This window comes from Staphylococcus sp. GDX8P80P (assembly GCF_017893095.1).
Taxonomy (GTDB): Bacteria; Bacillota; Bacilli; order Staphylococcales; family Staphylococcaceae; genus Staphylococcus; species Staphylococcus borealis.
On the sequence record NZ_JAESMI010000104.1, the window covers coordinates 1 to 9767 of the forward strand.

The following is a 9767-nucleotide window of genomic DNA, read 5'->3' on the forward strand; positions in this document are numbered from 1 at the left end:
TTCTTAGTGAAATTCTCTTTGCTGGGGCCCCGACTCCCAGCTTGCTTAGCTTGTAGAATTTCTTAGTGAAATGCTTTTAGCTAGGGCCCGCATGCAAGGTTAACTAGAACTGAAAAAGCTTGAGTTAAGTGCCTTTCCAGTAGCAGTCAACTATCGATTATTTTCAGATATAGTCTTATCTATATCGTGTCTAGATTTAATAAGGAAAGCATTATTCTTCATTAAATGAACGTGCTGCTAATTCTTTTTCATATAAATATAATGTATTGCAGTCATCGCCAATGCGATTTAAATAATCAATGTGTGTTTCAAAAGTTGCTTCTTCTTCCACTTGTTCATCTAAGAACCAGTTTAAGAATGAGATAGTAGCATAGTCTTTATCTTTTTGAGCAATTTCAGATAAATTATAGAAACGACGTGTTACGTCTTGTTCTTGTGCTAATCCATCTTTAAATGTTTCAAGGATTGATTTGAATTCAGTTTTAGGTGCTGGAATTGATTTGAATTCAGCGTGTTCACCACGGTCATTAATGTAATCATAGATTTTTTTACCGTGGAAACGTTCTTCTTTAGCTTGTTGAATGTAGAAATTAGCGAAACCTTCATATGAAGCGTCATCACAATAAGCTGCCATTGCCATATAAGCATGCGCTGCGAAATATTCATGGTTCATTTGATCATTAAGTGCTTCTAACAAGTCTTTACTTAACATAATTAAGTCACCTCTATTAAAAATTTGTCATTTATTTTGTCTTTGTTCATAAAGAGTATAACAAATCTATTCTCATTAGTAAATAATAATTATTATAATCTAGGATGTAACTTGTTATTTTTAATTGAGAATGTTTTTTGTTATACCCGTTACGTGTTATAATTATTCAAGTGATTTATATGAGGAGGAAGCACATGAGACAATGGACTGCAACGCACTTAGCGAAATTGGCACGTAAGGCTAGTATCGCTGCCGGGAAAAAAGGTACTGACTTACCTGGACAAGTTGCCCGCAAAGTGGATCAAAATATATTAAGAAAATTAGCTGCAAAAGTTGATGATATCGTTTTTATTAGCGGAACGAACGGTAAAACGACTACATCTAATCTTATAGGACATACTTTAAAAGCAAATCACATTGATATCATACATAATAATGAAGGTGCTAATATGGCGGCAGGTATTACATCTGCTTTTATCATGCAAAGCACTAAAGATACTAAAGTAGCTGTCATTGAAATTGATGAAGGATCAATACCACGTGTTTTAAAAGAAGTGACACCATCAATGATGATTTTTACAAATTTCTTCCGTGATCAAATGGATCGCTTTGGTGAAATCGATATAATGGTAAATAATATTGCAAAGTCTATTAGTAATAAGGGAATCAAATTGTTACTTAATGCAGATGATCCTTTTGTTAGTCGACTCAAAATCGCTAGTGATTCGATTGTCTATTATGGCATGAAAGCACATGCACATGAATTTGAGCAAAGTACAATGAATGAGAGTAAATATTGTCCTAATTGTGGCAAACTATTAGTATATGATTACATTCATTATAACCAAATTGGTCATTACCATTGTTCATGTGGATTCAAACGAGAATTACCGAAATACGAAGTAACATCATTCTCTGCATCTCCATTCTTAGAATTAAATATTGGTGATACTACATTTAATATGAAAATTGCCGGTGACTTTAATGCGTATAATGCATTAGCGGCATATACAGTATTAAGAGAATTAGGTCTTAATGATGATTCGATTCGAACAGGGTTTGAATCATACACATCAGATAATGGACGTATGCAGTATTTCAAACTCAATCATAAAGAGGCTATGATTAACCTTGCTAAGAATCCCGCTGGCATGAATGCAAGTTTGTCTGTGGGCGAACAATTGGAAGGTAAGAAGGTATATGTTATTAGTTTGAATGATAATGCGGCAGATGGTCGCGATACGTCATGGATTTATGACGCTGATTTTGAGAAGTTAAGCGAACAAAATATAGAAACGATTATAGTAACAGGAACTCGAGCTGAAGAATTGCAACTACGTCTGAAATTGGCTGAAGTGACTGTGCCTATCATCCTTGAAAAGGATATCTATAAAGCAACAGCATTGACTATGAACTATGAAGGATTTACAGTCGCAATTCCTAACTACACGTCATTATCTCCGATGTTAGAACAACTTAATCGTTCATTTACAGGAGGGCAATAAATATGAATGAATTAACCGTTTATCATTTTATGTCAGACAAATTAAATTTATATAGTGATATTGGAAATATTATTGCACTCAAACAAAGAGCAAAGAAACGTAATATTCAATTAAATGTTGTTGAGGTTAACCAAACTGAAGGTGTGACGCTTGATAACTGTGACATCTTCTTTATTGGTGGTGGAAGTGATAGAGAACAAAGTATTGCGACTAAAGAATTAAGCAAAATGAAGACCACACTTAAAGATGCAATTGAAGATGGTATGCCAGGCCTAACCATTTGTGGCGGCTACCAATTCTTAGGAACAAAATATATTACTCCTGATGGCACTGAACTTGAAGGATTAGGTATATTAGATTTTTATACTGAATCACGTACTGAACGATTAACTGGCGATATCGTCATTGAGAGTGATACATTTGGTACAATAGTTGGCTTTGAGAATCATGGTGGACGTACACATCATCATTACGGTACGTTAGGACACGTTACAGTAGGATATGGAAATAATGATGAGGATAAACAAGAAGGTATCCACTATAAAAACTTACTAGGTACCTATTTACATGGACCTATTTTACCTAAAAATCATGAAATTACGGATTATTTATTAGAAAAAGCCTGTGAACGTAAAGGTATACCGTTTGAACCTAAACAACTAGATAACACTGAAGAAGAAGCAGCTAAGCGTGTTATTATTGAACGTTCATCTAAGAATAAATAATAGTTGACTATTAATTAGTAAAAAGACGTACTGGAACTTCGTATGAATCCAGTACGTCTTATTTATTTGTCATTGTATCTACTATCTAATAATTTATAAATTAAAAGTATTTCATAAATGATATGACTTTTTATTTGATTTTGATCAAACTCTTCTAATCGCTTAACAGAAGACTTGAGTGTTGATGCAGATGAACGATGTGGTTCGAAATGATCGCTATTGACTATATTATTGACACTATGACTGATTTTAATAATTGCCATTTTTTCCTCAGGCGTAAATACTAAATGAATATGCTTAGGTAAATAAATGATATTTGACAGGTGGGTCGCAAGTAATCGGTCAATATATGAACGGTTCGAAATCTGTTTCAACCGTTTCCACTCATCTTCTTTATTTTTATGGTAGCGTAGTTCATCTTTTTGATAACCAGTTAATGTCTCAGATTTGTTAATCACACCCATTAGCTTATTTAATAAATCATTACTAGCATCTGAATCAAATTTTCCTAATAATAATTCATTACATCTTGATGAAAATAACTCATACATTTTATATTCTGATTGTGTTAAATTATCCTCAATTTGTTGGTAATATTTGGGAGGAAGAACAACAAAATTAACTAATCCTGCTGTGACCAAACCAATCAATGCTGTTAATAATCTTGAGAAGAAGTTAAAGAAATAGGCATCGTGTATACCAGGTATCATAGCAACTGATGTTAATACCGCAACGGTCGTACCAACTTGTAAATTTAATTTTGTACAAGCTAAAATGGTGAACAGTGCACTAAATGTATAGGTTAATGCTGATTGATCTCCAAAAATAAATGTAAAAATAACAGCGAATAATGCACCAATGACTGTCGCTGGCAATCTTCTGTACCCTTTTTTTAATGATGCTTTGGCTGTAGGTTCGATTGTTACAATAGCTGTTAATATCGCAAAGATAGGAGTTAAATTAAGCATCAAACAAAATAGCGATGTTAAAAAAGTGGCTAAACCAGTCTTAATGGTTCTAGCGCCAATAATTCTTTTGTACCATTTATCCATATGATAAATCCTCTCGTTGTACGAAAATAACATTAATATGTTTCTTTAATAAGTAAATTATTTTCACTTCATTTTTTGTATGTTTAGTATATCAAAATTTTTTTGGTATAATAAGATGTAATCACAATTAAAAAGGAACGGGATATTATGATTGTAAAAACAGAAGAAGAATTACAAGCCTTAAAAGAAATAGGTTACATTTGTGCTAAGGTTAGGGATACGATGCAAGAAGCTACTAAACCTGGCATCACAACTAAAGTATTAGACAATATTGCTAAAGATTTATTTGAAGAACATGGCGCTATTTCAGCACCTATTCATGATGAGAATTTCCCTGGACAAACATGTATTAGTGTAAATGAAGAAGTTGCACATGGCATTCCTGGTAAACGAATCATTCGTGAAGGCGATTTAGTTAATATTGATGTATCAGCATTAAAAAATGGCTATTACGCAGATACTGGTATTTCTTTTGTTGTGGGTGAAGCAAGTGATCCGCTTAAACAAAAAGTATGTGACGTTGCATTAATGGCATTTGAAAATGCGATGGCAAAGGTTAAACCAGGAACTAAATTAAGTAATATTGGTAAAGCTGTGCATGCAACTGCACGTCAAAATGATTTAACTGTCATCAAGAATTTAACAGGACACGGCGTAGGTCAATCTTTACACGAAGCACCTAATCATGTAATGAATTATTATGACCCTAAAGATAAAACGTTGCTTAAAGAAGGGGTTGTCATCGCAGTAGAACCGTTTATTTCTTCTAAAGCAACATTCGTAACAGAAGGTAAGAATGAATGGGCATTTGAAACAAGAGATAAAAGTTATGTAGCCCAAATTGAACATACGGTTATCGTTACTAAAGATGGTCCATTATTAACGACTAAAATAGACTAATTTTAGAAGTAAATCTTTAATTGGCTAAATGTGAGTATATATAAGTAAAAAAGACAATTTCTAGTGAGTTTTGATATGCATCTTAATAGTTAATCTTAAAATTTAACTTTATGAGTGCATTCACTATAGAAATTGTCTTTTTTATATTTACTTTGCTTTTAAAATGCAAACGGGTTTGTTCATTTTCTCAAGTGCGTATTAATGCCACTTATCAATGACTAGTATAAACGTGTTTATTTATCCGTATGTATGTATCTGTATAGTTCATTAAGAGATGGATAACGAGACTACCAATTAAAGATATGTTAACTATGCGACCTTCATTTGTCGCAGGTAATTTAAAAAGAAGCTGGGACATAAATAATATAATGAAGCTATTTTGCAAATTCGCAGTAGATGACTGAACTGAAAAGGCGCTTAAATCAAGCTATTCTCAGTTCTAGTCATCCTTGCGGGCGGGCCCCAACAAAGAGAATTTCACTAAGAAATTCTACAAGCAAAGCAAGCTGGGCGTGGACGACGAATTCAAAAATAATTCTGTCCCACTTCCATTGAAACATGTTTACTTGGTCCATCGTTGTTCAACTTTGCCAAATTTCCATATTAAGGAAGAAATGAGCCAACTTGTTAAGAACAAAACGACCAGAATATAACCAAAATAATCAAACTGGATATTTGCGATGAATGTCCAGAAAGTACCACTTAATTGGCATTTTTCTGCAATGATTTGAAGTAACTCTGTAGTACCGATTAACAATGCAGCGATAACTGAGATGGCAGTAATTGTAATGTTGTAATAAATTTTCCGAATAGGATTGAAAAAGGCCCAATTATAGGCAGAGGTCATCAATATACCATCTAACGTATCAAGTAAGCTCATGCCTGCAGCAAATAGTATAGGCAAGGATAAGATACCTATAAATGAAATTGCTTGTTGAGACGCACCAGAAGATAACGCAAGTAAAGAAATTTCACTTGCAGTATCAAATCCTAAGCCAAATAAAAAACCAAGGGGCAAGACATGCCAACTACGATTTATGAGTTTAAAGTAGGGGCCAACGATACGAGAAATCAATCCACGTGCCTCTAATAAATCATTTAATTTATTATCATTTATATGTTCATTTCTTAATTTTGTGAAAAGTGTAATTAAGGATACCAATATGATAAGATTCAATATACCAATTAGAATTAAAAAACTTCCTGAAACAATTGTACCAATAATACCACCAATTTCTTGAAAATGTGGCAACGCGTCTTTTGCCCATTTTACAGAAATACCTAAGAAAACAGACATAAGAAAGACGACTGTAGAGTGTCCAATGGAGAAATAAAAGCCTACGCCGACAGGACTACGTTGTTGCTGTAATAATTTACGTACAGTATTGTCTATCGCAGCAATGTGATCGGCATCAAATGCATGGCGCAATCCCAGTGTATATGCGAGGATACCCATACCTAGAAGTAGATGGTTAGAATTTGCTAACCAAAGGAAACTGAAACCTAAAATGTGCAGAAAAATAACGATAATAATGTAGGGGAGCCAATTCAGATGATGATGTGCTTGAGTCATTGATGTTACCTTCTTTCTAGAATAAATATACTTAATCATACACTTAAAAATGGTTAATATAAAATTAAGTTTATAATGAAATGAAGCAACATCGTACTAAAGTATGAGAACAAGATGGCCCCATAGCCTATGTGCGTTTATACCACTTTGAACTATAATTAAGCTTAATCAAGGACGAGGTGGTTCTATGAATTATATGGACTTATATTTAAAACATTTTCTTAAAGTGATTATTAAACGAAACATTAGTGATTATCAAATTAGTTTAGATGAAAAATTAAAAAACATTGAAAATTATATTGAATATTTAAAAGCTAAGAAAACGCAAATGAATAAGTTGATTGACAGTTTATCTGCAACATTAGAAAATAAATATATTGATATAACTAACACTTATAACATTAAACATGCTCAGGAAATTAATAATTATGAAATTGAAAGCCTTAAAAAACAACTGGATCTATTTGAAGCGTATTGTGCAAGAATAGAGGCAGATATTCATCGCTGTTCTAAAGAAAAAATTACAACTCAAGGCGAATGTGACATAATTGAACAAATGAGTGTAGTAGCTTAATTAAGAGGGATAGGAGGCGACACATTGACTCGAAAATATATTTCGACAGAATTATTAATCATATTTACCGCTTTAATGATTATTGCAAATTTTTATTACATCTTTTTCGAAAAAATTGGTTATCTATTCGTATTACTTTTAGGATGTATATTAGTTTATGTAGGATACCTTTACTTTCATAAAGTAAGGGGTCTCTTAGCGTTTTGGATTGGCGCCTTGCTTATAGCGTTTACTTTACTTTCAAATAAATATACTATTATTATTTTATTTGTCTTTCTGGTTATTGTTATTATAAGATACCTTATTTTTAAATTTAAACCATTGAAAGTAATTGCTTCAGAGGATGAAGTAACATCTCCTCAGTTTATAAAGCAAAAATGGTTTGGTGAGCAACGTACACCAGTGTATGTGTATAAATGGGAAGATGTGCAAATTCAACATGGTGTTGGGGATATTCACATTGATATGACCAAAGCTGCGAATATTAAAGAAAATAATACAATTGTTGTAAGACATATTTTAGGGAAAATTCAGTTAGTGGTACCATTGAATTATAATATTAACTTACACATGGCTGCTTTATATGGAAATGCATACTTAAATGGCCAATCTTATAAAGTTGAAAATAACCATATCCAGGTTGAAGAGAAGCCCAAAGAAGAAAATTATAACGTCAATATTTATGTTTCAACATTTATCGGAGATGTTGAGGTGATTTATCGATGAATCACTATTTAAGAGCTATCGGTTCAATGCTTATACTCATCTATAGCATGTTAACCGCGTTCTTATTTATAGATAAAGTATTTGTTAATATTATCTATTTTCAAGGTATGTTCTATACACAAATTTTTGGTATACCTGTATTCTTATTTTTAAATTTAGTTATCATTTTACTTTGTATCATCGTAGGTTCAATTCTCGCATACAAAATTAATCAACAAAATACGTGGATTAAATCACAAATTGAACATGCTATAGAAGGTGAAACGGTAGGTATTAACGATCAAAATATTGAACTTTACAATGAAACGATTGATATCTATCAAACGTTAGTTCCTTTAAACCAAGAACTACATCGTCTACGAATGAAAACACAAAATTTAACTAATGAAAATTACAATATGAATGACGTTAAAGTTAAAAAAATCATTGAAGATGAACGTCAAAGGTTAGCTCGAGAGTTACATGACTCCGTTAGTCAACAACTTTTCGCTGCAAGTATGATGTTATCTGCAATCAAAGAAACAAAATTAGAAGCACCACTTGACCAACAGATTCCAGTCTTAGAGAAAATGGTTCAAGAATCACAATTAGAAATGCGTGCACTGCTACTTCATTTAAGACCTTTAGGCTTAAAAGATAAATCTTTAGGTGAAGGTATTAAAGACTTAGTCATCGATCTACAGAAGAAAGTGCCTATGAAAGTGATTCACGATATACAAGATTTCAAGGTGCCTAAAGGCATTGAAGATCATTTGTTTAGAATAACGCAAGAAGCGATTTCTAATACATTGAGACATTCTAACGGTACAAAAGTGACGGTTGAATTATTTAACCAACAAGATTATTTATTACTTCGAATTCAAGACAATGGTAAAGGTTTTAATGTTGATGAGAAATTAGAACAAAGTTATGGATTGAAAAATATGAGAGAACGTGCATTAGAAATCGGTGCGACATTTCATATCGTATCATTGCCAGATTCTGGAACAAGAATAGAAGTAAAGGCACCATTAAATAAGGAGGATGATGATAATTATGGCGATTAAAGTTTTGTTCGTGGATGACCATGAAATGGTTAGAATTGGGATATCAAGTTATTTATCAACACAATCTGACATTGAAATAGTTGGAGAAGGGGCGTCAGGTAAAGATGCAATTGCGAAAGCGCATGAACTTAAACCGGATTTAATTCTCATGGATTTATTAATGGATGACATGGATGGGGTAGAAGCTACTACTCAAATAAAAAAAGATTTACCACATATTAAAGTCGTTATGTTAACAAGTTTTATTGAAGATAAAGAGGTATACAGAGCCTTAGATGCTGGTGTAGATAGTTATATTTTAAAAACAACCAGTGCGAGCGATATTGCAGATGCAGTACGTAAAACGTATAATGGAGAATCTGTATTCGAACCTGAAGTTTTAGTTAAAATGCGTAATAGAATGAAAAAACGTGCAGAGCTATATGAAATGCTGACTGAACGAGAGATGGAAATTTTATTATTAATTGCTAAAGGCTATTCTAACCAAGAAATTGCAAGTGCTTCTCATATCACAATTAAAACTGTAAAAACACATGTAAGTAATATATTGAGTAAATTAGAAGTGCAAGATAGAACGCAAGCTGTAATTTATGCATTCCAACATAATTTAATTCAATAAAAACATATAAATACAACGTATTGTGACGAGACGCTTGCGTTGATTATTAATGAGGGAGTGGGACAGAATTCTTTTAAATTCGTCGTCCACTCCCAGCTTGCTTTGTTTGTAGATTTTCAATATGAAAATCTACAAACAAAGCAAGTTGGGGTCGAGGAACTTAAGTGTTTAAACACTTAAGTAAGTAGTTCTAATGATTAAAATCAAAGAACTACTTTAGAGCCTTTCCCACAGGAAAGCGTCGCAACTATAATGAGTGAATATGCATCTAAGAATTTCTTTAGAAGACTACAGGCTGAAGCTGTCCCCTAAGAAAGCGAGCCAACAATACGAAG

Annotated in this window: 10 protein-coding genes; 7 read left to right on the forward strand and 3 right to left on the reverse strand. The window is 32.7% G+C overall.

Annotated elements, in window-relative coordinates:
* Positions 1-211 precede the first annotated feature (211 nt).
* On the reverse strand, positions 212-712 hold the full coding sequence (ftnA, locus tag KA858_RS09305) for an H-type ferritin FtnA (protein WP_053030378.1): 501 nt from the start codon (positions 710-712) through the stop codon (positions 212-214).
* A gap of 194 nt (positions 713-906) precedes the next feature.
* On the opposite strand from ftnA, the gene murT reads away from it, so the two are divergent.
* Positions 907-2217: a lipid II isoglutaminyl synthase subunit MurT gene (murT, locus tag KA858_RS09310; protein WP_210135526.1), complete on the forward strand. Its 1311-nt coding sequence runs from the start codon at positions 907-909 to the stop codon at positions 2215-2217.
* A 2-nt stretch (positions 2218-2219) separates the two neighbouring features.
* A complete protein-coding gene (gene gatD, locus KA858_RS09315; RefSeq protein ID WP_053030376.1) occupies positions 2220-2942 on the forward strand; it encodes a lipid II isoglutaminyl synthase subunit GatD in 723 nt (240 codons plus the stop codon).
* A gap of 62 nt (positions 2943-3004) precedes the next feature.
* On the opposite strand, the gene KA858_RS09320 is transcribed toward gatD, so the two are convergent.
* Positions 3005-3994 (reverse strand): FUSC family protein, encoded by a 990-nt coding sequence (locus tag KA858_RS09320; RefSeq protein ID WP_053030375.1) that lies wholly within the window; start codon positions 3992-3994, stop codon positions 3005-3007.
* A gap of 147 nt (positions 3995-4141) precedes the next feature.
* Here KA858_RS09320 and map point away from each other — a divergent pair, with 147 nt between their 5' ends.
* The gene (gene map, locus KA858_RS09325) at positions 4142-4894 is read left to right on the forward strand and encodes a type I methionyl aminopeptidase (protein ID WP_210135527.1); all 753 of its coding nucleotides are present in this window, start codon (positions 4142-4144) and stop codon (positions 4892-4894) included.
* A gap of 562 nt (positions 4895-5456) precedes the next feature.
* Here map and KA858_RS09330 read toward each other — a convergent pair.
* Positions 5457-6467: a HoxN/HupN/NixA family nickel/cobalt transporter gene (locus KA858_RS09330; RefSeq protein ID WP_210135528.1), complete on the reverse strand. Its 1011-nt coding sequence runs from the start codon at positions 6465-6467 to the stop codon at positions 5457-5459.
* Positions 6468-6654: 187 nt separating this feature from the next.
* On the opposite strand from KA858_RS09330, the gene KA858_RS09335 reads away from it, so the two are divergent.
* Genes KA858_RS09335 through vraR form a run of 4 tightly spaced genes read left to right on the forward strand, consistent with a single transcriptional unit; the run spans position 6655 to position 9432 of the window.
* Positions 6655-7041 (forward strand): hypothetical protein, encoded by a 387-nt coding sequence (locus tag KA858_RS09335; RefSeq protein ID WP_107630255.1) that lies wholly within the window; start codon positions 6655-6657, stop codon positions 7039-7041.
* 24 nt (positions 7042-7065) lie between these two features.
* Entirely contained in the window at positions 7066-7767 is a 702-nt protein-coding gene (gene vraT, locus KA858_RS09340) for a cell wall-active antibiotics response protein VraT (RefSeq protein WP_053030371.1), read from the forward strand.
* Positions 7764-8813, forward strand: coding sequence for a sensor histidine kinase VraS (gene vraS, locus KA858_RS09345; RefSeq protein WP_210135529.1), 1050 nt, complete (start codon positions 7764-7766; stop codon positions 8811-8813). Before vraT ends, vraS begins: the two co-directional genes overlap by 4 nt.
* On the forward strand, positions 8803-9432 hold the full coding sequence (gene vraR / locus KA858_RS09350; RefSeq protein WP_070855030.1) for a response regulator transcription factor VraR: 630 nt from the start codon (positions 8803-8805) through the stop codon (positions 9430-9432). The genes vraS and vraR overlap by 11 nt, the downstream gene beginning before the upstream one ends.
* Positions 9433-9767: the final 335 nt, after the last annotated feature.